Source organism: Anaerocolumna chitinilytica (genome assembly GCF_014218355.1).
Lineage (GTDB): Bacteria > Bacillota > Clostridia > Lachnospirales > Lachnospiraceae > Anaerocolumna > Anaerocolumna chitinilytica.
On the sequence record NZ_AP023368.1, the window covers coordinates 1,733,177 to 1,759,011 of the forward strand.

The window sequence follows — 25,835 nt, forward strand, 5'->3', positions numbered from 1 at the left end:
GTATTTAGTCCTGGTTTTTGTATTTTTATTTTCAATAAAAACTAAAAAACTAATAGGAGAATTGAATATGGCCATGAAAAAATTTAAGATGTTGAATCTTATCTGTGAAAGCTGCACCCTAACATCCAAGGAAAAGTTAGTGGCACAGTATTTTGTCTATAAATCAAACCAATCTGGTGAGTGTTATCCTTCAGTTAATACGATTGCAAAGCATTGTGGAGTCTCTGATCGAACAGTACAGAGAGCTACTAAAAAGCTTCAGGAAAAGAATTTTATAACGATTGAAAAAAGGATTTACAGAGGTAGGCAGTCCTCTAATGAATATAAGCTTAATACAAACATAACTAATGATAATGAGATTGAAGTAGTAGAAGCAACAGAGAACTGTTTAGTATTCGAGATTGTTTCGATTGATGAATTACTCATGGAAGCATCAGTGAAAACAGAAGTGCATGCGCAAGGGTTAGAATGGCCAGTATATGACGAATCAGATACTGAGGTATTTATGAGCTATAATGAAAATCAAGATGACCATAATATACCAATTATCTATGAATCCACGCAGCAATTAGTATTTATTAATATACCCGAACATAAAGCCATTACAATTGAGAAAAAGAAAGATGTAAGAGAAAGTGTTGATTTGTGCTGGAATATCAAATGGCTGCTTATTCTAAAGTTGAATGAAGCTTTCCTTTGCTTTGACTTTTTAATGAGAAATGATATAGAACTATGTGAATATGGTTGGTATATTAAAGAAAATTTAGCTTCTACGAAATACATAAGGATTATCATAGTGATATTTAAGGTAGGATTTTTTATGCCCTTATTAGGGGTGACATGGTGACACCCAAATTATACGATAAAAATAGATATTGGAAAAGAGTATATTTATTTATACAAAAAGTCTTAATAAAAAAACACTAGTCCTATATGTAAATATATGGCATAATTGCATTGTAATATTATTACAATAAGGACAAAGTATATAACAAAGGAGGTGTTTCTTAAGATATAAATATATATGAGAAAAAAACAGCTATTTATATGCGCTATTATTATTTTTTTAGCAATATTTACTGTAATTATCATACTACTAACTAGACATGCCGGTGATAAAGATTTGGTTTACTTGAGTTTGGTTAAGGAGGTGTATGATAAAAAAGAGAAAGAAATCACAATAAATATTCATAATGATACAAAAGAACAATATATCTACGGAGAACGATATGATTTTCAAGTATATAAAGATAATAAATGGGAAGACGTAGCATATGTTGATAATAACCTTAACTTGTATTTCGCAGATGTTGGATTAGTTTTAGGACCTAATTCAGTAAAACATGATATACTTCGCTTAGATCTTTATAGTATATCACCTGGCCAATATCAATATATAAAAAAAGTCAATAACAAAGAACTTATTGTTAAGTTTATAATAAAGTAAAGGGCATGAATAGGAGTTCTCAGAATAATTCTAATCCAATTTCGATTGTGGAAGATAATGATTATCAAAAAACAGAGGCCACTAATTTAGTTGGAGGAGATGTTATAATTCACAATGGATATTATTTTACATTAAGTATCGGAGGAAGTGCTTATGGCAGTAAAGCTATTTTATTTAATGGCCATTTTACAGCCCCAGGCTATGAAGTAGACACTGCATCAGGGACAAGATTAGGGACTTTAGCTGCTAAACAATTTAGTAATAATCAAGTAGGTGATAACAGTATTGCAACTGTAAACAGTGATTTTAACACTACAAATCTTGTAAAAGGATCATCTCAGAATTTTGCTATCACTGGTACTTACAATAACCCTCCAGTAGGAACGCTTTTATATAAATATGGTGGTACTTCTGGTATAGCTGCAGTTACAGTTACTGGAACAAATCAATCAATGAGTGTTGTGTCAGATGGTACAACATATGTTATAAAGGGAATGACAAATGCAAATATTACGTCCGGATCAAGTGCTGGTGGTGATAGCGGAGGTCCATATTATTCATGGTACAATAATGGTTGGGCATATTCAGGTGTACATTCTGCGAGTGATTCTACTTCAGTTTCTTTTACACCACTAATTAATATAACAGGATTCTCAGTTAAAACAAACTAATTTTATGACTGATAAGCAACATCCGAAATCTGTAGACATTTTGGTTATCATGCCATACGTCTGCCGGATAATTCTGATGGCGGAAATTATATATTTAAGTTTAAGAAAAAAATAACCCAGGATAATGCAGCAGACCTTGCTATTACTTTGGATGGGCCGCTTGGACCATATCATGTCCCCAAATATTTTCCGTTCGCGATTGCCTATTTGACCAAACGAAATATAGTGCCGATTTCGGTACAAGTAAAGAGAATGATAGAGCTGAAAAGAAGGTGGGACGCTTTTAAAATCCCATTTCCGTTTAACAAAGTGGAGATTAGTTTTCATGAACCGGTGAAAGTGACAAAGGAAGATAAGGATGAGAAATTTGTTTCATTGATACAATATGTACAGCAGAATTTGGAAAAAATGTTAATTAAAGAATGTATTTTTAAACAAAATATCTAATAAAACTTGTCAAGAGATTTTAAACTCTGAATCTCTGGTTCATATTACATTGGAACATATGTTTACTATATTCTGTAAATATGTGTTCTTTTTTGATGAGCAGAAATGTATAACTACTAAAAAATAGGTATTAGCATACTTGAATTTGCTGTTGCTACGGGATTAATCTGATTCATAATTGGTATTATTACAGTAGTTTTCAATATGTAAGGAGAAAAACTATAAAAGATTTGTACTTTCTTATATAACAGCAAATTTGAAATATAAAACGTGAATTAATAAAATGATCATTCATAAATATATATAAATAATGCAATGAGGGATTTATATGTATATTGGTAAAAATGTAAATACTTTAAATACAACACGCATATGTGGAGGTAATCACTTTCAAAATGCTGTTGCAATATCTGATGTCGTTTATGCAGACAAATCGCCAGATTCTATCATAATTACGAATGGAGAAATAATACATGATGCAATAATTTCAACATCTGTAATTCACTTTCCTTACAATGCTCCTATTTTATTTTCCCATACCGATTATATCGATATAAATACCTTAAATCAAATTTATAAATTAAATCCACAAGGGGTAAATGGGATTCAAATATTTTTAATAGGCGGTATATCTGAAGCTATTGGGCAGTATCTAATATCATTAGGGTTTGCTGTAAAGATAATATCTGGAGCAAATATCTATGAAACAGCAGCTAATGTAGCAAGATTTCTTGACAACCTGGATAATATAATTATTTTATCTTCTCAAAATTATCTTAACGGGCTATCAGCCTGTGCTTGGGCTGCACATATGGGTGTACCTATTCTATTTACGGAAAAGAATCAACTGCCGTATGAGACAATTAATGTTATTGTAAATGCAAATCACGCCAATGTATTTTTGTTTGGCAATACAGATGATATTTCAGAACAGGTAGAAAAAGAACTAACCGGATTGAATATAAATTATCTTGAGCGAATTACAGGTAATGATCCATATGATGTATCTGTAAATTTTTCTAAATATAAAAGCCCTGATGGTAAATTTGGTTGGGGAAAAACCAATCGAAACGGGCACGCTTTTACCTTTACCGCTATCGAAAATCCATTTAATAGCGTATCAGGTGCGCTGTTTGCTCATTTAGGAAAGCATAGCCCTATCCTCATAATAGATAAAAACAGACTACCTAGTGTTATCCGTAATTATATAGAATCAGTTAAGCCAATATCTCAGGCTGAACCGCAGCCGCCTTTTATGCATGGCTGGATTATTGGTTGTGAAAATGATATTTCATTTCAGACCCAGATTGAAATTGAAAAAGCACTATCCATCGATACAGCTCATATGCATGGAATGAGCTGAACTTTTAATATAATTTGTCAAGTTTTAATTTACGATAATTAATTCTGAATCAATAGCATCTCCGGCAAATTTTTTTCCAGATTATAAATTATTACTTACTCACTTAAATAACTTCTAATACTGAAATAATAAGAAGAATAGGAATGTAAGCGTATAAATTTATGATGAGGGTGGATAATAAATTTGTAACAAAAATGATTATTTTTACTAGGAGGTCATAACTATGTTTGCAACTATGGAAAAAATGCCGGTATCACTTATGCAGAATGGAAATCCTCATCAAACTTGTATTGATGCTTGTGTAAAATGTGCTCAGATATGTCAGGAATGTCTTACAATGTGTTTACAAGAGGATGATGTAAAAGCTAGACTAAGTTGTATTAAGTCATTACAGGATTGTTCAGAAATTTGCTCAATAACAGCCTGCTATATGTCAAGAGGAAGTCAGAATATACAGGAAATCTGCAATGTATGTGCTACAATCTGTGAGCAATGTGCAGATGATTGCAGTATGTTTCAAGATAATCATTGCCCAACATGTTCAGATACATGCAGGCAATGTGCTAGTGAATGTAAAAACATGGTTAACATGTAAAAAATCAATCTAATTTTAAAGGTAAGTGTTAGATTAAAATACGAACATTTAGTAGTTAATTTAGCTAAATGTTCGTTTTTTTAGTATTGAAAAATTATATAATGAAGCTATGGTGAATAAGGATGAATTGGTATAAATAAGGATTCGTAAAATGCCGTATCGGTAACTTGAGATACCCGTTGTATAATTCCTTTACAAGTCTCCTATAATTCTTTCTTGCCCATTTAGTTACATACTTTGAAACATAGCTATTGTTTGAATAATAAGACGGGGGTATATACCCATAAGGAATGTAATATTAATTATCATAACTATTTTAATTTTTAATTGGATAATTTAAAGCATAACGCAGGTATCAATTTTAATTCACAATGGATTTCATATTCGTTATGTTAGAAAGAGTGCAGTTTTATTTTAAAACTGCCCTTAACCATGCATTGAACTCATCAATGCGTAATTTATCTTTTATTTCTGCTTTAACTTTATTTTTACAATGAGGACAGTAATTCCAATTGGTTTTTATTTCTTGTCCGCAGTAGTTGCATACAATGGAGACAACCGGAGTTTTACAGTAAGGACAGATATTCCAATCATATTCTAAATTCTGCCCGCAGTTTTTGCAGGCACTTATTAAAACAATCTTGTTATCTTTCTCATAGTTCATATGATTACACCCCCTATATTCATATACCAAATAATACACGATATTATATGTTCTTGTCAAAAGCGAAAAATAGCAGGTTATACGTGATTTTGTTGGAAATTAGCTGTATTGAAAAAAATTAAAACTAGCTTTATAAATTACAATATATGTAAAATAAATCTTGAATTTGTAAGATAGACAAGATATAATAATTCTACATAAAGATCGGTTATCGTAATACATTAACCGGGTTGATATAGGGAAATTACGCTTTTCGTGATATGAAATATAAGAGTATTTCCCATGCATATACTATACTTAACGGTACAAGGGGGATATACATGAAGAACAATATTTTAACTGTCGGTGCGGATATGGGAAATGATGCCTTTAAAATCATCGGTCCAACAAAAAGAGAATTATTTATCATGAACATTCTGGCACCATGGCATGAAAGAAGGATTGTAAATGAAGATACCAGGTTTCCTTTAAATTTGCTTGAAGTTGAAGTGATTAGTAATAATCAGAATTTTGGTAAATATTTTGTTGGAGGTATGGCTTATAATTTTAACAGGGGCATATTAAAGGAACGTTCAGTTGCCGACCGTCATAATGGTAAAGCTAACGATTCTGAAACTATGATTGTATTATTAACCTCAATCGCCTTGTCTTTATTAAAACCCAATGTTAGGATTATCAAAGAAAAAGTTATTTTAGGTACCATGCTGCCTACGGAAGAGTACTTTAAAAATCAGAAAGAAAATGTTACAGTATTGGAAGAAAAGCTGAAAGGTACTCACCGCGTAAGATTTTTAAATCCTGTTTTTAACGGAGTGGAAGTTGAATTTGAAATCCTGGGTGTTAATACGCAGCCGGAAGGTTTATGCGCTATGAATGCCATTATGTATGACGATGATGGGAACCTATTGGCAGAATATGAAAACAATTATTCGGAGCGTACCATTCTCGGTTTTGATATCGGTGCATTGACTTCGGATGTTACAGTTGTCCATAATTTTGAGCTGCGGACCTTTTTTGGTATTGATAAGGGAACCATTGATCCGTTAAACAGAATTATAGATTATATTAAAACTGATTACAAAGTAACCGTACCAAGACATAAGCTTGATAATGCTATCACCAGGAGAGAGAAACTTCTTATTTACGGAGAAGAAATCCCTAATTTACATAATATCTGCAAAGAATATATTGATTATGAAGCCAGACAGTTGGTCGATGAATTTACTTCCAAAGCTGCGGCGGCGGGTATACAGCTTCCGGACATCGGACTTATCATTTTATGCGGAGGAGGTTCCCTGTTATTTAAAGAAGTGGTTAAGAAGAACCTAAATAGAATTCCTATGATATTTAGCGAAAATGCCATAATGCTCAATGCAATCGGTGCCTGGAAAAATGCAAACCGATTAAAGAACGATTTACAGGAAGAATCCGCTTTGGATTATACGGCGGCCACCCGAATTTAGAAAGGATGATTTTTCTATGTACAATATACCAAAACATATATTTTCGATAAGTCTTCCTTCCGAAACATCAAAGGAGATTACGGAATGGTTTGAAGTCATGGAAAGCAGGAACCAACTTTCTGATGAATTAATAGGGCTGGTTCATAACCATATCATGACTGGGAACTATCAAAACAAAACCATGAACGAAAACCACGTACAGAGTGACCCGTTAAAGTTAAGTGACAAAAAGGTAGAAATACAGGACGACTTCCTGGACAAACTGTATAATTGGCAGGATTCAAACAGTGCCGTATTTAAAGAGGATAAAATAGAAAAAAAGGAAAAGAAAAAAATGTTAAGTATATAAAAAATTTAAGGACAGTCTTCGGAACTTTGTAGTTTCTAAGACTGTCCTTTTTTTATTAGGTACAAATAAACATAATTTTAATCTACATATAAGTTACACATACTCATATTATTATAAACTAATGATTCATATGGTAAATAAGACCATAATACGAACAGGAAGTTATCTGAATGGGATTTCGAAAGAAAATATTGATAGGTTTGTCTGCTGTGATGGTTATTATGGTGTTTCTTGGAGGAATCGGTCTCAATGAAATGAATAAGACACCTTCGGGTGTCTATTTTATAACTGTTCAAAATTCTACAGCCAGCTGTAATTTTTAGTACATATTAATTTAAAAAAATGACTTTAAGTTTGAAAAATGAAGAATACGCTAAAGATTCCGTTTTGGCATACTTATTGCTATATCTATTGGTAAGGGATAGAAATTAATATTTGTAAACCCCTTGTAACATAATTACACTATAAAGGAGGAAATAGTATGTATTCAAGCGGAAGTCTTGGGAGCGGATTAGGTTTCATATCCGTAGGATTAGTTTTTTTCATTAAGCTGTTGGTTGTTGTCTTTATATTATCCTTAATAATTGGGTTAGTTATTGTAGCAAAGAATTTTATTTTCAATGCGCAGGATATAGCGGCATTTAAAAGTGTTTTTGTTCCGGTAGCAAGAGAGAAAAAGACCTGCAGTGTATGTGGTAAGACATTAGAGAATGAGTGGAAAGTTTGCCCTTACTGTGCAGAATCAGAAAAGTTGGATTAAGAGAGGTAACATCAAAATGGTATGCAAATTTCAATGAATAATAGTGGCAATAGCACATACATGCAGGGAAATATGGGCATGCCAAGTAATAGTTCAGGTATGGGCATGATGGACAATATGAATAACAACCAGAAAAGTATGGGTATGCACTAAGGAATACCCAAATACCGACTTTAACAGGGGCGAACCAGGTGAGTATGAAAATACAAACTTAGGTTAGCTCCTATTGGAGCTTATAAATTTATAAGAAGGAAGATTGTATGAAAGGGGGACTTAATTATGAATAAAGCAATAGGGATTTTATCGATCCTTGCATTTATTGTTGTAGTCTTATCTGCTATAACCTGGAATCATAATAGAAGCATGGAATTACAAAATAATAAAAATTTAGCTGAAGCCCAGGAAGAAACAGAGGTAACTGAAACAGTTTCTGACAAGGAGGAATCCCAGACAATAAAAAAAGAAGAACAGACTGTGGATACGGAAGAACCCCAAGAAGAACAAAATGTCAAGGATTTTAATCTTATTGCAAAGGAAACACAAACTCAAATTGCACCGGGTGTAACATTGCCTGTCTGGACTTACGGAGGTACTATCCCGGGCACAGAAATCAGGGTAACCGAGGGTGATTATGTTAAGGTTCATGTAACAAACCAGTTGGACGTACCCATAACTATCCATTGGCATGGATATCCGGTAACTTCGGATATGGATGGAGTTCCAGGCTTTACACAGGATGCTATATTACCAGGACAGAGCTATACTTATGAATTTAAAGCCGATGTGCCGGGAACTTACTGGTACCATTCGCATCAGGAAAGCTCAAAGCAGGTTGATAAGGGGCTGTACGGAGCCCTTGTTGTATTGCCGAAAGATAAATTAGAAGCTGATGAAGATTATACTTTAATACTTGATGAGTGGGCAGAAAACGGTGAGGGAGAGATGACCATGTCCTCAGAAAGCTCGGATATGCAGGGTATGGGAAATGAGATGGATACTTCATCACAGAGTAATGGAGATATGGATAGCAAAGATTTGGAGCTACAAGAAGAGCAGATGATGAAGGAACTGTATAATATATATACAGTTAATGGTAAATCAGGTGATTTGATAGAGCCACTTGCAGTCAAGAAAGGGGATACTGTAAGATTACGTTTCATTAATGCTGGATACCGTTCACATGGTATACATATTCCGGGACAGAATTTTAAGGTGGTCAGTTTAGATGGTCAGGACATTAAAGGAGCTGAGGAGATAAAAGATCAGATTATTCTTATCGCTCCCGGTGAGAGATATGATATTGAATTTACAGTAAATACAGATGAAGATTTCATTATAGATTTCCATGATGACAATTTATATAATGAACAATTGAAAATACCTGTAAAGGTATCAGGAGGCAATGGCATACTGGCAGAAGAGGATAGTGAAAAGGAATTACCGTATTTTGATTTCATGAATTATGGAACTTATTCAACCGGTGAATTTACTATGAATCAAAGATATGATATTGATGAAAATATTGAATTAAATGCTGATTCAAAGGACGGTACTTTAATATACACTATAAATGGGAAGACCTATCAAGAACTTTCTCCAATCACTGTAAAAACCGGTGACACTGTAAAAATCATATATGAAAATAAAGGGAAGGTAGATCATCCTATACATCTACATGGCCATTTCTTTCAGGTGTTATCAAAAAATGATACCCCCTATATGGGAGCACCTATCATGAAGGACACTCTTTTAATAAAACCTGGAGAGAAATATGTGATAGCATTTAAAGCTGATAATCCTGGTAACTGGATTTACCACTGTCATGAGCTTCATCATGCGGCGGCAGGAATGATGCAGAAAGTCATTTATTCAGATTATAAATCAAGCTATATTCCGGATCCGAATAACCAGGCTAACAAGCCTGAGTAATGTAAAAAATGTTTTATTCAAAATTCTACAAAATAAATGAAAAAGGAAACTTTCTTTATATAAACTACATATGGAAATTATAATATATTGTCGAACATTATATTATAAGGAGGTTTTACAATGAAAAAGAAGGGAAGCTTTTTAAGCGGCCTGGTAGTTTTTTTCTTAATCATCATTATTTTAGGAGGCGTTGGTTATCTGGGATTTAACATTATTAAAAATGCAGATGGTATGCCTGGAATGAATATGGCATCTAACAAGACGTCAACAGATACAGGCAAAACTAACACAACAGATTCTGGTACGAAAGACGAAACTGCAAACACACAAAATAATACTCAGTCTAATTCTCAGTCAAATGCAGAAAATGCATATAAAATTAGCCAAACCAACCAGATAATGAAGAGCAAAGAAGCGTTATCACAGGCTTATGAAACGATTTCTGCCGCATTAAATAAGATGACGTTAGATCCTTATGCTACAGATGCGGATAAGAATTCATCCATGAATGGTAATTCTATGGGAAATATGCAAAATGACAATACGAATTCAAGTAATTCCCAGGATAAAACAACAATAAATATATATAATGGCAGTGTTTCAGGTCAACAGTCATCACAAATGCAAAGTATGGGGCAGACCTATGATGCAGATAAGATGCAGCAACTACATGTAGGATTATATAAAGTATCGGTTGGTATGCAGCTTTTAAACCAACTTCAGGATGATATTACCGGGCAGATTGAAAAGGCTGGTGTTGATACCAGTAGTAAAACGGAATTTTATATGAATCAATACTATAAAACCGTACAAAACAAAAACAAATTACAGGAAGCACTATCTTATATCAATGAAGCTGTGGATTTAATTAATATCAATCCTTATGTTGATGCCAATGGCCTCGTATATGATTCACAGAGAATGGCCAAGCTTCATGACAGTATTTATACCATAGCTCAGGGAGTAGTAGCTCTGAATAAGCTGAATGATGATTTGTTATCCCAATCAGTTGATCTTGGTACTTTAGCTCAGAAGGCATATAGTGAGTTACAGCAGAGCCAGAATAATACAGGGACTATGAACATGCCTTCTTCTGGTTTGAATATAACTAATATTATCACAATAGTATTAATTGCTTTTGTTGTAATTTTTATTATCACCTTGATCGGAAGCATTGTAAAACTTTTTAAATCAGGTGGTCAGAAGACAACAATGGATAATCCGGTATGATACGATATAGTAATTGGAAGGAGTGATAAAAAGTGTGGGAAACAATTAAAAAAGATCCTTTAATAAAAACAATTGCCGTCATACTTATCGGAGTATTGGCTTTTGGCTTCGCTTTCAACATTATGTTTGGAGCGGGAGGCAGCTCTATGGAAGATGGCTCTATGGTGAGTGCAGGATATTCCCTTGGCAATACATTGGAAAATATAATAGGTCTGCTTATAAAGTTAGTAATAATAGGCTTGTTATTAGGAGTTCTGATATGGATTTTCCGAACTGTTACAAAGCAAACCGGTAACGGACAGGTTAACCGTTTTTCATGGATAAAAGAGGATAGTATAATCCGAAATGCGCTTATCATAACTGGTGCAGTAGTAGTTTTGATTTTTGCCTTATCCTTTTTCAAAAACAATTCTCCTTATGCATTCTCTAATATATCTTTTAGTCTTACCACGTTATTTCTGTTTTTAATGAAAGCTCTGATTTTAATTTTTATCATAGCTCTTGCTTATGGGGTAATCATGTATCTAAAAGAAAACTCTTTAAATAAAGGCAGTATAAAAACAGAAGAATCACCTGATGCTATAACAAAAGATTGTCCGGAATGCAAAGAGAAATTAAAGAATGATTGGAAATGCTGTCCTTATTGTGGAAGTGATAAGGCTTTTGACAATACAACAGTGTAAAGGAATGAGGTGCACTTATGAAAAATGTGAGATTTGACTTGGTGATGCATTGGTTATATGCAATCATATGGGCCTTACTTGCCATCAGCGGTTTTGCTATGATAGGTGCAAAGTTTGGATGGATCTTAAATTTCAACTTTACCATGGCGGACACGGTACACAGATTCAGTGCATCAGCCTTTGTACTAATCACATTTATTGCAGTCATACATGAAATTATACGAAAAATTAAAAAGGATAACCGGCCTCAGCCTTGGAATATTATCGGAAGAAGCGGTTATCAGCTTTTTAACTTTATAATAACACTGCTTCTTATCTTAAGCGGAGTCCTTATCTGGATATGTATGGAGTTCAATGAAAAAGCAGTGGCATTTGCTCTTTTAATTCATGAAAATATATCCTATTTATCCCTTATCAGTATCATATGGCATATTTTCAAAAAAACGCACATTCTGATATGGCCAAAAAATAAAGTTAAGCAGGATATTAAATAAGGTCAGGAGGAGAGTTATGTTACAAAAACCATGGTTTAAAATATTTGTCTGGTTTCTTGCAAGTTTTTTCTTCTACCTTGCAGCGGCAACTGTAATATCATTCTTAAAACCAGGGCCTTCCGAAAGCGAAGTTATGAAATATATGACCGGAATGATGGGGGCTATGGAAAATTCAGCTATGGGAGTTATGATGGGGATTGAAGGAAACGGTTTACTGAAGATGATCCTGATTTGGTCCATTGCTGTATTCCCACTTGCAGTGGTGCTCAGTATAATAGCCGGGTTTCTCTTAAGAAAAAGAAATAGTGAGGAGAAACATGTTTGACAAAAAGAAGTTAAATTTCTGGCGATTAACAGTAATATTCTTAAGCTTTACGGTAATAACCCTAATTTCCCTGTACTTATCCCCTCAGGAGAAAAAGGCGTCCATGATGACTGAAAGTATGGCTAACATGGCCAGTATTCATCTTGAGAATATTACGATTTATGATTTGGTTGGTTCCTCAGATTCTGAAAATAACAGCCAGGCTTCTGGAACTACAGCGCAAACAGCTAATACCAGCCAACATCATGAAGACAAAAACTCTGCAGTGCAGACTATGGGAATTATAACTACCATAATTATTTTTGCATTGCTGCCGCTTCTTATCTGTGGGGCAATCATATTAGCTATTGTATGGATTAAATAAAAGACTGATGGAGGTTATTATGGACATCTTAGGTTCCATTGGGAAACTATATACATTCTTCTTATTAGTGGTACTTTTTCTGGGGTCAGGATTGGCTGTCTGGGCAGGAATCAATGCAATCATGAATAAGAAAGATAAAATAAAAGAAAACTCGGATAAATTAAAAGAAAAATATAATTTAAAGCTTCAAAGTATAAAAAATAAAGATATTATAGGAGGATTTACCATGAAGAACAATGGATTTATAAAACTGGCAGTATTTTCGTTTATAGGCATTATTATTAGTGCGGCAATTCTTACCGCTTTACCGAAAACAGGAAATACAATGGGCTATAACTATATGAATACACAGAATAATATGGCATCTATGAATATGCAGGGAAGTATGTACGGGCAGTCAAGTATGCAGGGCATGACAAATTCACAGGGAACTATGAATGGCAGTAATGATTTATACTCCATCCAACAGCAATTGAACAATATCCAACAGCAGATTTATCAGTTACAAAATCAGATGAATAATAATTCCATGAATGGTATGCAAAATAACTCCAGCGCTATGAATAACAACAGTAGCATGAACAATATGGGTAACAGTAATAATATGAATAGTAACAGTAATAACACTAATAACAGTAATAATATGAATAATAATTCTAGCAGTAGTAGTATGCCTATGATGTAATTACGCTGACCAATAGAGTAAAATAAATATCGCCATGGGATTATGAGAATAATGAGCCATGGCGATATTTAAAATTGTTTTTACGAGAGGTAAGAAATGACGAATGATATTTTAGTAATTGAAGATGAAATTAAGGTCTCTGATGTAATAAAAGCATATCTGGAAAAAGAGGGGTACAAGGTATACTGTACCACAAGAGGGTTGGAAGGAATCGAGCTGTTCCAGAAAATGAATTTCAAGCTTGTTATATTAGATCTTTTATTACCGGATATAGACGGAGAAGAAGTATGCAAAATTCTCCGGCGTGTATCGGATGTCCATATATTTATGCTGACGGCTAAGGTTACGTTGCATGATAAAATTGAAGGGTTAAATGCAGGAGCAGATGAATATCTGACAAAGCCTTGCAGTCCCAGAGAATTGACTGCTCGTGTGAATGCACTATTCCGTAGATTTGAAACTTTACAGTCTTCCCTCTATACTTCAGAGGACGGACTTCTGACGATAGATTACGACAAGAGAGTTGTTAGATTAGCTGGAAAAGAGATTTCATTGACACCAAATGAATTTGATATATTGTATACCATAGTGAAGAATAAGGGGCGTGTTGTTAACCGAGAACAGTTGATTGAACAGGTCTTTGATATCAGCTATGAAGGCTCTGATAGGACAATTGATGTCCATATCAAAAATATACGTAAAAAAATAGAAGAAGACACAAGAAATCCTAAATATATATTAACGGTAAAGAAAGCTGGGTATAAGTTTGGAGGTGGCACCTGATGCATTCCATTCGGAGACGTTTAACTTTTATTTTAATTTCATGTACCATGTTAACATTGTTATTCTCTGCAATATTTGTAAATTTAGCTATAAACAATACTTTTAATAAATACATTTCTGATAATCAAGAAATGCGAAACGAAAGGATTGTCAGCTATTTTGAGGAAGTATATAAAAGAGATTTAAACTGGACCGCGGATTCGGGTAAAGAAATACAGCATGAAGGATATATGAGCAATTATTGCCTGACATTGTTGGACAAAGATAAAAATGTGATTTGGGCTATGAATCCGGAAGAAATATTGAATATGAGTGGTAAGAATGCAGGAAACGAATACCGGACTGCTACTTTTGACATTACTTATCAGGGGAAAGCTGTAGGTTATGTGATTATAGGCCAATATGAACCGGTACTGGTGTCGGAACAGGATATTAATTTTAAACTGTCCATAAACCGGAGTATAGCTGTAAGCGTTGTGGTAGCTATTGCTTTTGCTTCCTTAATCAGTATTTACTTTTCTAAACAATTCTCTAACCCAATTAAGGCAGTATCAGAAACTTCCGTTGACCTGACGGAGGGAAAATATACTTCGAAAGCAGTCATGAAAAGCAATGTATTAGAAATTGATAATCTAATTAAAAGTATCAATATACTGGGAGAAAAATTAAAATATCAGGATGAGCTGAGAAAACGTCTGGTTTCTGATGTATCCCATGAAATACGTACTCCGTTGAATATTTTCCAGAACAATCTGGAAGCTATGATTGACGGAGTATTTCCAGTTACGACAGATCGGCTTATTAATTTAAACGATGAAGTCATACGCTTTGGCAGGCTTTTAAATAACTTGGATGCTTTAAAAGAACTGGAAGAAACCAATGTGGAACTGCATATGCAAAGAGTAGATCTGGAAGAATTAATAGTAAAATTAACAGATATTTTCTCAATGCATTCAAAACGCAATAATATTGCGGTATCCCTGCAGATCAAGCCAAAACAAAAGTATTTCATACTTGGGGATGAAGATAAATTGCGGCAGGTGTTTTATAATATTTTATCCAATGCTTTTAAATTTACAAATAGCGGGGGAACGGTTGCAATAAATCTGACTTCTGATAAAGACTTTATTTATTTGAGTGTTAAGGATAATGGAATCGGTATAAACAAGCAAGATCTGCCCTTTATATTCGAGCGGTTATACCGGGGGGATAAAAGCAGGAATCAGGTTGAAGGAAACGGAATCGGACTTACTATAACCAAACAGATTTTACTGCATCATTCCGCCTCCATTGACGTGGATAGCGAAGAAGGAGTCGGTACAAATGTAAGGGTAAAATTCGTTAAGTAAATATACCCCAAAAGGGAGGATGTATATGAAAATTCTCATAGCGGACGATGAAAAGAATATGAGATGGATTTTGGGAAAAAACCTCAGAGAAGAAAATTTTGACATAATAGAAGCTAGTGACGGAGAAGAAGCTTTTCATCTGTTTTTGGATGAAGAACCGGACCTGGTGATATTGGATTACCGGATGCCTAAAATTGACGGGATGGAAGTGCTAAAACGAATCAAGACTATTACCCCCAAGCTGCCCGTTATTATGATAACTGCCCATGGCAGTACAGATGCAGCGGTGGAGGCAATGAAGCTTGGGGCGGCAGATTATATTTCAAAACCTTTTGATATCAATGATTTGAAGCTTTCTATTTTTAAAGCGCTGAATATAGATAAACTGAATAAAGAAATTGATTATTTAAAAGAAACTGCTAAACAGATTTTTAACGGTAAGATAATCGGAAACAGTAAAAAGATACAGGATGTGTTTGATCTAGTAAATAAAGTAGCAAATACAAATGCCTCTGTTCTGATTATTGGAGAGAGCGGTACCGGAAAAGAAGGGATTGCTGCTTCTATACATAATAAAAGCAGTAGAAGCAGTAAGCCTTTTATTACAGTAAACTGCGGTGCAATTCCTGAAACCTTGATTGAAAGCGAATTATTTGGTTACGAAAAGGGAGCATTTACGGGAGCTAATGCCAGAAAAGCCGGTAGGTTTGACAGGGCCCAGGGCGGTACCCTATTCCTAGATGAAATCGGTGAACTCAGCCTTCCCCTTCAGGTTAAGATATTAAGGGTGCTTCAGGAAAAAGAATTTGAACGAGTAGGAGGCTCAGAGGTAATCAAGTCCGATGTTAGAATTATTGCAGCAACTAACCGGGATTTAGAACAAATGGTAGAGAAAGGAGACTTCAGAGAAGACCTTTTATACAGGCTAAAAGTCATACCCGTTTATTTACCGCCTTTAAGAGAAAGAAAAGAAGATATTCCTCAACTGGTTGACTATTTTTTGGATAAATACAGCAAAGAAGTAAATCGAACTAAATTAACTATGGAAAAGGAGACTCTTGATTTATTAAGAAATTATGACTTCCCCGGCAATATAAGGGAATTAGAGAATCTAGTTGAACGGTTGGTCATTCTGTCTCCTGATCCGGTAATTGAACCGTCTCTGTTACCCAAAGAGATATTAAAAGAAGTGTTTTCTGGAAAAAAAGAAGACTTTATCTTACCGGAAGAAGGTATTAATTTAGAGAAAGTGGAAGAAAGTTTTGTAAGGCAGGCGTTGATGATAGCTAAAGGTAATCAAACTAACGCAGCTAAGTTATTGGGATTATCCAGACATGCTTTAATCTATCGAATAGAAAAATTTAATCTTAAATAGAGATGTTCAATTTTCAACAATGATGTGTATGGATTTGGACAATACACCCTTTCTATACTAGTGCTTTTGATTGATGATACAAGATTTAATACTGTTTTACCTACCATATTTTCAAACTAGTCTTGTTGGCATGGAACTTGCTTTTTATATTGGTGTAAAGATCATTTGAAAGGAGGTGTAAAACATGAAAAAGGATTCATTCCTTAAACTAATAATAATCTCATTTATAGGTATTGTTGTTTTATGGTTTGCAAAAGAACTTTTATTCCCATCTAATTATTTAGGTATTAATATTTCAGGAAATTATGGAGGTGAGCATATGTATATGAGTGGAAATTATGGATTTGGTGCAGGAACATTCTCCGTATTATTAATATTCCTGATTAAGGTCTTAATTGTATTGTTTGTAGTTGCGCTGATTGTGGGTTTAATCATGGTAGCGAAGAATTATATTTTTACTCCGCAGAACATGGAAGCTTATAAAAGCGGATCAACACCGGTTGAACAGCCCAGGAAGACATGTGATATCTGTGGTAAACCCTTAGACAATAACTGGAAGGTATGCCCTTATTGTGGAACAGAAGCGAAATAATAATAAAATGGAGGTAATTATATGAATAATAACCCGTGGTTAAAATTAGCGGTTGTATCTTTTGCAGGAATTATAATCAGCTTTGCGATTCTCTGGGGGGTTAACCAGTTTTCCAACTATCAGTCATATGGCAGCAATCATAATTACATGAACCAAAATGGAATGAACGGTTCTTACAATATGAATGGCGGTTATAATATGAATGGTATGAATGGAAGCTATAATATGAACGGCAGCTATAACATGAATGGAATGATGCAGAATAACATGAATAGCGGTATGAATATGCCAGGTAATATGAACTCTGGAATGAATACACAAAGTTCAGGTATCGGTATGAGCGGAAACTCCAGTAACAATATGAATGGAAGCTCTAGTAGCAGTATGGGAATGATGGACGATGACATGATGGGTGGAAGTTCAGGTAGTGGCAGCATGATGGATGATGACATGATGGGCGGCCATATGTAACATAAGAATAAGAATTACAATATTTTAATAAATAAATCAGAGTTATCCCACTTAATAGTAAATACGGATAACTCTGATTTTTATTTTACTTAAAGTAAGCTGCAATTTTTGACGGTAACATGAAACTACATATAAACTTCATAACACAGATATATAATTTTTATGATTCAGCGAAGGGAGGGATGAAGCGAATGGACATGAATATGAAACAAAATATACAGCAGGAACAAAGGCTGTTATTAACTAGTGATATGAAACTGTCTTTACAGCTTCTTCAGATGCCAATCGATGATTTACAGGAGTGTATTGAAAAGGAATTAAATGAAAATCCTCTTCTTGAAATTGACTACAGTAACTCAGATCTTAATGAAGATACGGATAATGCAGACATTAAGAAAGAGGAAGAACCATTTTTTTATGAAAAATATATACAGAATAATAAATATGATAATTATGGAGGTGAAATAATTTATCATGATTCAGATGATGATTATGACAATAACCCATTCAATTATATATCCCAAACTGCTACGCTAAAAGATTATCTAAAAGAGCAGCTTATGGAACGGGATGAGAATGAGGAAATACTGAATATTTGTGCATCCTTAATTGAATTCATTAATGAAGATGGATTGATACCAGAGGAGATAAAAGATATTTCTCAGTTGATTTCAAAGCCATATCAAATGGTTTTTGAAGCATCTGAAATTCTGAAAGATTTTCAGCCATGGGGAATAGGAGCTAAGGATTTTAGGGAAAGTTTAATGATACAGTTAAAGAAGCAAAATAAATATAATGAAAAATTAGAAGAGATTATTATGAAACACCTGGAATTACTGGGAGACAATAAAATAAAGGAACTTGCAAAGATTCTGGATGATACTGTAGCGAACGTACAAAACTATGTCAATATTATTAAAACCTTGGAACCAAAGCCTGCAAGAGGATTTTATACCGGGGAGGCAACACAGTATATTATACCTGAGGCATTCTTAAAAAAAATTGGAAATGAATATTATATTATCATGAATGACGATTTATTACCGAAGTTGAATGTCAATTCATACTATCAGAGAATTTTGAAAGAGAATAAGAATCAAGAGACTGTCAGTTTCATGAAAGATAAAATTAGCAGCGCTCTGGCATTTATAAAAGGGATAGAACAAAGGAGAAATACGATATACAGGATTATCGAAAAAATCACAGAATATCAAAAGGCTTATTTCGATAAGGGTGAAGCTTATTTAAGGCCAATGAATATGAAAGAGCTTGCAATAGATTTAAATTTACATGAATCCACAGTCAGCAGAGCAGTAAAAGATAAATTTATCAGTGTTCCCGCTGGGACCATAAGGCTTAGAGATCTTTTTACCAATGGAATCAATAGTGGAACAAAGGAAGAAAATATCTCATCCAATGTTATTAAAAAAGAAATTAACCGGGTGGTTGAAGCAGAAGATAAGCTTAATCCTTTATCGGATCAGGCAATTTATGAATTGCTAAAGAATCTGAATATGAATATCTCCAGGAGAACAGTTGCTAAATATAGAGAAGAGCTGGGCATAAGGTCTTCTGCCAAAAGAAAAGTTTATTCAAACTAATTTAAACATTATCCATTGATACTGCCGGAATTTGAACAATTAGGTGTAGATTATTGTACAATAAGGTTTTACAACAAAAAAACTGTCCCTGGATTATCGGGACAGTCTTAATATAAAAAAGCAAAAATTATGCCAGATATCATTGGCATGGAACTTGCTTTAATAATAAATACAAACTTATAAAAAAGGAGTGAAATTATGAATAAAAAAGCTTTGACAATATTAGGTATCGTAGCAGGGGTTGTGGTAGTCATAGTTGTAGGTTACTTAATTTATATGTATGGTATAATGCCGGCTTCTAAAATGTAAGCATCGAATTGGTTTATAATCAATTCTTTTATTAAGCAGAGATGCAGATTATCCACCTGTGTTAAGCGGGCATATCAGGTTTACGCAGGTGGATATTAAGAAAAGTTTCTGATGGTATCTGCTATGGATTTAATTATGGTGGATGGCATCATGGAGGGCAATATGAATTTTAAAAAGACAATTTTATTTCTGCTGTTTAGTATATTTATTTTAATTATTATCTATAATTATGGATTGCCATTCTTCTCTATTCAATATAATTCTGGAATGGGAATGCATGAGTCTTATGGTTATTATAATAATTCAATTACTTATTATGGTAATTTTATTAGCTTAATTATTTTTATTCTGAGCGCGATGATAGTAATCATTGCAGTAATAAAAATATTTTCAACTTCCGGACAGAAGAAATGTAAGAAATGTGGATTGACGATAGAAAACCATGAATGGAAGATTTGTCCCAGATGTGGAAACACACTAAAAGACGGGAGTGTGAATGAAAGATGACTCTGTTATTTTTAGTAGCTATCATTTTAATTATTTATTACTTATTCATTTACAAAGAAGCTTATAAAAATATTTTTGGGCAGATAAATGGGAAGAAATGTCCTAATTGCGGAAACCCTATTGAATCAAACTATAACGTCTGCCCGGTATGCAAGGAAACTTTGAGGAAAAAATGCCCGGATTGCGGTAAAATGGTGGATATCAACTGGAAATACTGCCCTTACTGTGAAGTACAATTAAGAAAAGGTGAAAATGGATGAAAAAGAAGCTTGCTTATAAAATTATAATTCTAATTTTAATAGCAGTTATCACAACGATGCATTTTTTAACCAAAACGAAAGATTTGCCCTTGCATCAAATGTATAAAATCCTGTTTTTCATACCCATAATCCTGGCCTCGGTACAATTTGGCTTTAAAGGAGGAACCACTGTATCAATTATAATCAGTATCATCTATTCTCCTCAGAAATTATTATCTATTGGGCCTCAATATAAAGGGTTTTATGAATTAATGGATGTATTCCTCTTTGTTGCAGCCGGAATTGTTACCGGAATATTGGTAGAAAAGAAAAATATTGCATTAAAAACAATGGACAGTCAACTAAATAAATATGTAATTCTAGAGAACTATACCAATTCTGTGCTGGAAAGCATTCATCTTGGTATTATGGCGATTAATAAAGATTTTTTTATTACTTCAATGAATGAAAGTGCAAAAAAAATAATAGGTGTAACTTATGACTGTATAGGTCTGAATTTTGCTGATGTATTTCCTTCTTGTGAAGATCTTGAAGACATAATTAATAAAGCAAATGAAAAAAATACACCCCAAATTAATATTGAAAAAAAGCTTCTGAAAGATAATCAGGAAGTTAATATAAAAATAGATATATTTCCATTGAGCTTAGAAAGCAGGAACAAAGGCCTGGTTATAATCATCGATGATATTACTGAAATAAATAAGATGAAAATTCAGATGCATCGGAATGATAAACTTGCTTCCGTCGGGCAGCTGGCGACGGGAATAGCGCATGAAATCAGAAACCCCTTGGCTATCATTAAAATGATTGAACAGACCATGAGCAAGGAAGTTAATAATGAAAACCAGCTTAAGGAGTTAAATATTATTGATGAAGAAGTAGAACGGGCAAATAAAGTGATTAAGTCCCTGATGGAATTTAGTAAACCAAGTAAAAATGAAAAAGGTTTGTATTCTATTAATCAGGTTATTGAAGATGTATTAATCATTACCAATAAATATACTTCACAACACAAGGTAAATGTCAATTATATAAAATCTGAATTGCCTGTAGGTTATTATGACAGGGAACAAATGATTCAGGCGTTCGTTAATTTAATCTTAAATTCGGTTGATGCCATGCCGGAAGGCGGAGAAATTCGTATCTCGGCACAGAGCTTAGAGGATAACAAAGTCAAAATAGTATTTGAGGATACAGGCCAGGGAATTGAGGAAGCGAATCTGGAAAAGATTTTTGATCCGTTCTTTACAACGAAATCGGAGGGTACAGGTTTAGGACTTCCCATACTCTACCGGATTATTGAAGATCATAATGGCAGCATAAATGTAAAAAGTTCATTGGGAAAAGGGACAATATTTGAAATCTTCATTTAGTCTTCATATGGAAAGATTATAATAAAGACATCAACAGATTTAAAATATTAGGAGGTAATAGAATGAATTTTTTAAAAGATAGAAAAGATCATGACAGTAAAGGACATAGCCCCATGAAGCATATACTTCATATGGTCCTTTGCTGTGGGCTGCCAATCCTTATCGTGTTTTCATTACCGTTTATAGCCAGGTTCAGCCCGGCGGTAGCAGGTTTACTGGGGATTATAGCTCCCTTTATCTGTCCGATTATGATGGGCAGTATGATGTTTATGATGTTCAAAGGTGGAAAACACAGCTGCTGTGATGAATCAAAAATGGAGCCAAATCAAACCTTACCAAAAAATAATGGATAGATTAGCTGATCGGGAAAAACTTCTGCCTTATTTTAAGGCGGGAGTTTTTTCAGTATATTCTAAAAGACAAGGAGTAGATAACTTTGGCAACAATTTTGAAGTGGTGGAAAAACTATGCCGCTATCGTAATGTTACTGGTAATGGTAATCGGTTTAAAATATCCTATGATCATGTTAGTTTTTTTTATCTGCATGATTGGTCCTTCCTTAACAGGTTTTTTTACAGGTAGATTCTGGTGCGGCAACATATGCCCCATCGGTATTTTTTTTGATAATGTATTAATAAAAATAAGTAATCATCAGAAAGCACCGAAATTTTTTAAATCCAAATGGATTCGTATCATATTTACTACCCTGATGATGTCCATGTTTAGTTTTGAAATCTTCTATTCATTCGGTAAACCGGTAATGATGGGAATGGTTTTTTATGAGATGATATTAGAGGCTGTGATTACCGGCACTTTTCTATCTGTTATTTATCATAACAGAGTATGGTGTCACTTCTGTCCCATGGGGAGTACCGGAGCTTTTGTTACTTATCTTAGTAACAGGAAAAAGGTCTTAAATGTATCAGAACAATGTTCCAAATGCAGAAAATGCGAAGAAAGTTGTCCAATGGGACTGGCACCTCATGAATATCAAGGGACGAAGCTAAGCTCTTACAATTGTATCCAATGTGGTGTTTGTGTAAAGTCTTGCCCGAATGAAAGAATAGGATACCAGGATAACATAAAGCCCGTAGAAAAAAATAGTATTGATGTTGGGGTTTAAGGTTATTAGATCGGTTTTATTGAATTTAGATCCCGTTTAATAGATAAGTCAGTGAAAATAAAAATTATTTATTTGGTCTTGACAAACAAAAGATTTGACAATATACTTTTATTATACCCCACGGGGGTGGGGTGGTCTCATGTCGAAATAACTAAAGGAGGAGAAACATGGAAAATAAGTCCATTCAAATACAGGGGATGACTTGTGCATCCTGTGCAAAGACAGTTGAAAAGGCCACAAAAAAGCTGGAAGGTGTCTTTGAAGCTAATGTTAATTTTGCAACTGAAAAATTGAATATCAGTTTTGATGAAGCGATGATTTCCGTAGGAGATATTCAGTCTGCTGTTGAAAAAGCCGGATATAAGGCATTATCTGATTCTGTAAGCAAAACTTTTAAGATTCAGGGAATGACCTGTGCTTCTTGCGCTAAAACAATAGAAAGAGTAACTGGGAAGATAGAAGGGGTAGCAGAAGCAAATGTTAATTTTGCAACTGAAAAATTAAACATAAGCTATGATCCTGCTAAAGTGAAAATTTCCGATATCAAAAGTGCCATTGTGAAAGCCGGATATAAGGTAATTGATGATGAAGTTGCTGTTGACGCTGACAAGGAGAGAAAAGAAAGGGAAAGAAAAGTATTATGGAGAAGATTTGTTATCTCGGCCATATTTACATTACCGCTTTTATATATGGCAATGGGTCATATGCTTATGTTTCCTCTTCCTGGTGTTGTGCATCCAGAAATGAATCCTCTGAATTTTGCTTTAGTGCAGCTTATGTTAGTAATTCCTTCGATAATTGCCGGATATAAATTCTATACAGTCGGCTTTTCCGCTTTATTTAGAAGAAGCCCTAATATGGATTCCCTGATAGCAATCGGTACGTCGGCAGCATTGTTATATGGTATATATGCAATCGTACAGATTAGTGGTGGTAATAAAGAGTATGTCGATGATCTGTATTTTGAAGCAGCAGGTGTAATCATAACACTCATTATGTTGGGTAAATATCTGGAAACAGTTACAAAAGGCAAAACCTCGGAAGCGATTAAAAAACTGATGGGTCTTGCTCCTAAAACAGCTATTGTAATCAAAGACGGTAAAGAGGAAGAAATTCCTATCGATGAAGTAGAAGTAGGAGATATTATCTTAGTAAAACCCGGAGAAAAGATGCCGGTAGACGGGGTGGTCGTTGAGGGAACCACATCTGTTGATGAATCCATGCTGACCGGCGAAAGTATCCCGGTAGAAAAAAATCCCGGTAATAATATCATTGGTGCAAGTATTAATAAAAATGGAAGTATAAAATATAGAGCTACAAAAGTTGGAAAAGATACAGCCCTGGCTCAAATTATTAAATTGGTTGAGGATGCCCAAGGTTCAAAAGCACCCATTGCCAAGATGGCAGATATTATTTCCGGTTACTTTGTACCGATTGTTATCTTATTGTCGTTAATCTCATCCTTATCCTGGTATTTTTTTGGAGGAGAATCCGTAGTATTTGCCGTTACAATTTTTATTTCGGTTCTCGTAATTGCCTGCCCCTGTGCTCTAGGGCTTGCTACTCCTACGGCAATCATGGTTGGAACAGGAAAGGGTGCAGAACACGGTGTCTTGATCAAGAGTGGTGTTGCTTTGGAGACTACCCATAAAATACAAACCATTGTTTTTGATAAGACTGGTACCATTACAGAGGGTAAGCCTAAAGTAACAGATATTGTTACAAATGATATTACACAGGATGAATTATTACAATTGGCAGCATCCGCTGAAAAGGGCTCAGAACACCCTCTGGGAGAAGCTATTGTGAAAGGAGCGGAGGAGAGAGGATTAGCGTTTATAAAACCGGATTCTTTTAAGGCAATACCTGGTCATGGTATAGAAGTAACGATTGATAATAAGAATGTATTGGCAGGAAACCAGAAACTTATGAAGGAACGTAATATTTCTTTAGAAAAACTGGAAGCCACTTCAGATATATTAGCCAGCGAAGGTAAAACTCCAATGTATATAGCAATTGATAATAAGATTGCCGGTATCATAGCTGTTGCTGATACAGTTAAAACAAATAGTAAAAAAGCCATTGACAGCTTGCATCGTATGGGTATTGAAGTTGCTATGATAACCGGAGATAATAAAAGGACTGCAGAAGCAATTGCACAGCAGGTAGGTATTGACCGTATACTGGCAGAAGTCTTGCCACAGGACAAAGCAAATGAAGTAAAAAAACTGCAGGCTGAAGGAAAAAAAGTAGCTATGGTAGGTGACGGTATCAATGATGCGCCGGCATTAGCACAGGCAGATATCGGTATCGCAATTGGTTCGGGAACTGACGTAGCCATGGAATCAGCAGACATCGTATTAATGAGAAGCGATTTAATGGATGTTCCGACAGCAATACAACTTTCCAAGAGTACCATTCGTAATATTAAGCAGAATTTATTCTGGGCATTTGGCTATAATACTTTGGGAATACCGGTAGCAATGGGGCTTCTTCATTTATTTGGAGGACCGTTACTGAATCCTATGATTGCTGCAGCGGCTATGAGTCTTAGTTCGGTATCCGTTTTGTCTAATGCTTTAAGGTTAAAGGCATTTAAACCAATTCAATAAATGTGAAAAAA

General features: G+C 34.4%; 29 protein-coding genes. 28 read left to right on the forward strand and 1 reads right to left on the reverse strand.

Going from position 1 to position 25,835, the window contains the following annotated elements:
* Positions 1 to 67 precede the first annotated feature (67 nt).
* The 5 genes from bsdcttw_RS07455 (at position 68) to bsdcttw_RS07480 (ending at position 4,523) form a co-directional block, all read left to right on the forward strand.
* Positions 68 to 847, forward strand: coding sequence for a helix-turn-helix domain-containing protein (locus bsdcttw_RS07455; protein WP_185258751.1), 780 nt, complete (start codon positions 68 to 70; stop codon positions 845 to 847).
* A gap of 177 nt (positions 848 to 1,024) precedes the next feature.
* A complete protein-coding gene (locus bsdcttw_RS07460) occupies positions 1,025 to 1,447 on the forward strand; it encodes an immunoglobulin-like domain-containing protein (protein ID WP_185258752.1) in 423 nt (140 codons plus the stop codon).
* Between the two features lie 5 nt (positions 1,448 to 1,452).
* A complete protein-coding gene (locus bsdcttw_RS07465; protein WP_207726515.1) occupies positions 1,453 to 2,118 on the forward strand; it encodes a chymotrypsin family serine protease in 666 nt (221 codons plus the stop codon).
* Positions 2,119 to 2,893: 775 nt separating this feature from the next.
* Positions 2,894 to 3,928 (forward strand): cell wall-binding repeat-containing protein, encoded by a 1,035-nt coding sequence (locus tag bsdcttw_RS07475; RefSeq protein ID WP_185258755.1) that lies wholly within the window; start codon positions 2,894 to 2,896, stop codon positions 3,926 to 3,928.
* A gap of 223 nt (positions 3,929 to 4,151) precedes the next feature.
* Positions 4,152 to 4,523, forward strand: a complete 372-nt coding sequence (locus bsdcttw_RS07480) for a four-helix bundle copper-binding protein (RefSeq protein WP_185258756.1) — start codon at positions 4,152 to 4,154, stop codon at positions 4,521 to 4,523.
* A gap of 409 nt (positions 4,524 to 4,932) precedes the next feature.
* On the opposite strand, the gene bsdcttw_RS07485 is transcribed toward bsdcttw_RS07480, so the two are convergent.
* On the reverse strand, positions 4,933 to 5,187 hold the full coding sequence (locus tag bsdcttw_RS07485; RefSeq protein ID WP_185258757.1) for a zinc ribbon domain-containing protein: 255 nt from the start codon (positions 5,185 to 5,187) through the stop codon (positions 4,933 to 4,935).
* A gap of 320 nt (positions 5,188 to 5,507) precedes the next feature.
* Between bsdcttw_RS07485 and bsdcttw_RS07490 the strand changes: the two genes are divergently transcribed.
* The 23 genes from bsdcttw_RS07490 (at position 5,508) to bsdcttw_RS07600 (ending at position 25,824) form a co-directional block, all read left to right on the forward strand.
* Positions 5,508 to 6,650 (forward strand): ParM/StbA family protein, encoded by a 1,143-nt coding sequence (locus bsdcttw_RS07490; RefSeq protein ID WP_185258758.1) that lies wholly within the window; start codon positions 5,508 to 5,510, stop codon positions 6,648 to 6,650.
* Between the two features lie 16 nt (positions 6,651 to 6,666).
* Positions 6,667 to 6,999, forward strand: a complete 333-nt coding sequence (locus bsdcttw_RS07495) for a hypothetical protein (protein WP_185258759.1) — start codon at positions 6,667 to 6,669, stop codon at positions 6,997 to 6,999.
* Positions 7,000 to 7,169: 170 nt separating this feature from the next.
* On the forward strand, positions 7,170 to 7,322 hold the full coding sequence (locus bsdcttw_RS07500) for a hypothetical protein (protein ID WP_185258760.1): 153 nt from the start codon (positions 7,170 to 7,172) through the stop codon (positions 7,320 to 7,322).
* A 158-nt stretch (positions 7,323 to 7,480) separates the two neighbouring features.
* Positions 7,481 to 7,759, forward strand: a complete 279-nt coding sequence (locus bsdcttw_RS07505; protein WP_185258761.1) for a hypothetical protein — start codon at positions 7,481 to 7,483, stop codon at positions 7,757 to 7,759.
* A 279-nt stretch (positions 7,760 to 8,038) separates the two neighbouring features.
* Positions 8,039 to 9,688, forward strand: coding sequence for a multicopper oxidase family protein (locus tag bsdcttw_RS07510; protein WP_185258762.1), 1,650 nt, complete (start codon positions 8,039 to 8,041; stop codon positions 9,686 to 9,688).
* A 120-nt stretch (positions 9,689 to 9,808) separates the two neighbouring features.
* Entirely contained in the window at positions 9,809 to 10,918 is a 1,110-nt protein-coding gene (locus bsdcttw_RS07515) for a hypothetical protein (RefSeq protein WP_185258763.1), read from the forward strand.
* A gap of 32 nt (positions 10,919 to 10,950) precedes the next feature.
* On the forward strand, positions 10,951 to 11,601 hold the full coding sequence (locus bsdcttw_RS07520) for a zinc ribbon domain-containing protein (RefSeq protein WP_185258764.1): 651 nt from the start codon (positions 10,951 to 10,953) through the stop codon (positions 11,599 to 11,601).
* A 17-nt stretch (positions 11,602 to 11,618) separates the two neighbouring features.
* Positions 11,619 to 12,095 (forward strand): cytochrome b/b6 domain-containing protein, encoded by a 477-nt coding sequence (locus bsdcttw_RS07525; protein WP_185258765.1) that lies wholly within the window; start codon positions 11,619 to 11,621, stop codon positions 12,093 to 12,095.
* 16 nt (positions 12,096 to 12,111) lie between these two features.
* A complete protein-coding gene (locus tag bsdcttw_RS07530; RefSeq protein WP_185258766.1) occupies positions 12,112 to 12,420 on the forward strand; it encodes a hypothetical protein in 309 nt (102 codons plus the stop codon).
* Positions 12,413 to 12,784, forward strand: a complete 372-nt coding sequence (locus bsdcttw_RS07535) for a hypothetical protein (protein ID WP_185258767.1) — start codon at positions 12,413 to 12,415, stop codon at positions 12,782 to 12,784. Before bsdcttw_RS07530 ends, bsdcttw_RS07535 begins: the two co-directional genes overlap by 8 nt.
* Before the next feature lie 19 nt (positions 12,785 to 12,803).
* The gene (locus bsdcttw_RS07540; RefSeq protein ID WP_185258768.1) at positions 12,804 to 13,469 is read left to right on the forward strand and encodes a hypothetical protein; all 666 of its coding nucleotides are present in this window, start codon (positions 12,804 to 12,806) and stop codon (positions 13,467 to 13,469) included.
* Positions 13,470 to 13,565: 96 nt separating this feature from the next.
* Positions 13,566 to 14,252 (forward strand): response regulator transcription factor, encoded by a 687-nt coding sequence (locus bsdcttw_RS07545; protein ID WP_185258769.1) that lies wholly within the window; start codon positions 13,566 to 13,568, stop codon positions 14,250 to 14,252.
* Positions 14,253 to 14,482: 230 nt separating this feature from the next.
* The gene (locus bsdcttw_RS07550; RefSeq protein WP_330602397.1) at positions 14,483 to 15,601 is read left to right on the forward strand and encodes a sensor histidine kinase; all 1,119 of its coding nucleotides are present in this window, start codon (positions 14,483 to 14,485) and stop codon (positions 15,599 to 15,601) included.
* 25 nt (positions 15,602 to 15,626) lie between these two features.
* Positions 15,627 to 16,976, forward strand: a complete 1,350-nt coding sequence (locus tag bsdcttw_RS07555; protein WP_330602398.1) for a sigma-54-dependent transcriptional regulator — start codon at positions 15,627 to 15,629, stop codon at positions 16,974 to 16,976.
* Positions 16,977 to 17,160: 184 nt separating this feature from the next.
* On the forward strand, positions 17,161 to 17,568 hold the full coding sequence (locus tag bsdcttw_RS07560) for a zinc ribbon domain-containing protein (RefSeq protein ID WP_185258772.1): 408 nt from the start codon (positions 17,161 to 17,163) through the stop codon (positions 17,566 to 17,568).
* A 21-nt stretch (positions 17,569 to 17,589) separates the two neighbouring features.
* On the forward strand, positions 17,590 to 18,039 hold the full coding sequence (locus bsdcttw_RS07565) for a hypothetical protein (RefSeq protein WP_185258773.1): 450 nt from the start codon (positions 17,590 to 17,592) through the stop codon (positions 18,037 to 18,039).
* Positions 18,040 to 18,230: 191 nt separating this feature from the next.
* Complete coding sequence (rpoN, locus tag bsdcttw_RS07570) at positions 18,231 to 19,640, forward strand: RNA polymerase factor sigma-54 (RefSeq protein ID WP_185258774.1); 1,410 nt, start codon at positions 18,231 to 18,233, stop codon at positions 19,638 to 19,640.
* Positions 19,641 to 20,072: 432 nt separating this feature from the next.
* Positions 20,073 to 20,456 (forward strand): hypothetical protein, encoded by a 384-nt coding sequence (locus bsdcttw_RS07575; RefSeq protein WP_185258775.1) that lies wholly within the window; start codon positions 20,073 to 20,075, stop codon positions 20,454 to 20,456.
* Positions 20,453 to 20,716 carry a double zinc ribbon domain-containing protein gene (locus tag bsdcttw_RS07580; RefSeq protein WP_185258776.1) on the forward strand — a complete coding sequence of 88 codons (264 nt, stop codon included), beginning with the start codon at positions 20,453 to 20,455 and terminating at the stop codon, positions 20,714 to 20,716. Before bsdcttw_RS07575 ends, bsdcttw_RS07580 begins: the two co-directional genes overlap by 4 nt.
* Positions 20,713 to 22,089, forward strand: a complete 1,377-nt coding sequence (locus tag bsdcttw_RS07585) for a two-component system sensor histidine kinase NtrB (RefSeq protein ID WP_185258777.1) — start codon at positions 20,713 to 20,715, stop codon at positions 22,087 to 22,089. The genes bsdcttw_RS07580 and bsdcttw_RS07585 overlap by 4 nt, the downstream gene beginning before the upstream one ends.
* 62 nt (positions 22,090 to 22,151) lie before the next feature.
* The gene (locus bsdcttw_RS07590) at positions 22,152 to 22,442 is read left to right on the forward strand and encodes a hypothetical protein (RefSeq protein WP_185258778.1); all 291 of its coding nucleotides are present in this window, start codon (positions 22,152 to 22,154) and stop codon (positions 22,440 to 22,442) included.
* Between the two features lie 83 nt (positions 22,443 to 22,525).
* A complete protein-coding gene (locus bsdcttw_RS07595) occupies positions 22,526 to 23,212 on the forward strand; it encodes a 4Fe-4S binding protein (protein WP_185258779.1) in 687 nt (228 codons plus the stop codon).
* Positions 23,213 to 23,379: 167 nt separating this feature from the next.
* Complete coding sequence (locus tag bsdcttw_RS07600; protein ID WP_185258780.1) at positions 23,380 to 25,824, forward strand: heavy metal translocating P-type ATPase; 2,445 nt, start codon at positions 23,380 to 23,382, stop codon at positions 25,822 to 25,824.
* Positions 25,825 to 25,835: the final 11 nt, after the last annotated feature.